Consider the following 498-nt stretch of genomic DNA (forward strand, 5'->3'; position numbering starts at 1 on the left):
CCCTGCGGCTGGACCTTGCGCTCCATTCCGAGGATCTGCCGCCACTTCCACGCGAAATGGCACCAGGACGCACGATGCCGGAGCAGGTAACAGAAGGCACTCATGTCTGCGAACTGCCCTGGTTTACCGTGAACGACCCGACCTTGACGCCCTTGGAAAAACTGCAAACGTGCCCGGTTTATCGGCTCAAAAGAATCGACCAATACAGCTTGGTGGCCAGCGGTCAAAACACCACGCCAGCAAGCCAAACCTTCAGTTGGGTCTTCGCAAAAGGGGAAATCAGTGACTTCTCCATGGGTCTGCGCTACGTGACCGATATCGATATAAAGGCTGCATGGACACCCCGTCATTCGTTGAGTGTCAGTGCCAGCCTCAATCGCGACTTCACGCATACGGGCTTGACCGCACAAGGTTGGGAACGGGAGAGCGTGGCGGATGTGATGGCTTACATCCCGGCGAATAAATCCATCGCTGCCTACCTGGTCAAAAGCCGATACG

1 protein-coding gene is annotated in these 498 nt (G+C 56.2%); it reads left to right on the plus strand.

Features of this window, described 5'->3' with window-relative positions; genetic code table 11:
- Nucleotides 1-74: 74 nt before the first annotated feature.
- Nucleotides 75-498 (plus strand): hypothetical protein (locus AOG26_RS20400; RefSeq protein ID WP_200907889.1); only part of this gene is annotated, 424 nt, incomplete at its 3' end.

This window comes from Pseudoalteromonas sp. UCD-33C, from assembly GCF_001306895.1.
GTDB lineage: Bacteria > Pseudomonadota > Gammaproteobacteria > Enterobacterales > Alteromonadaceae > Pseudoalteromonas.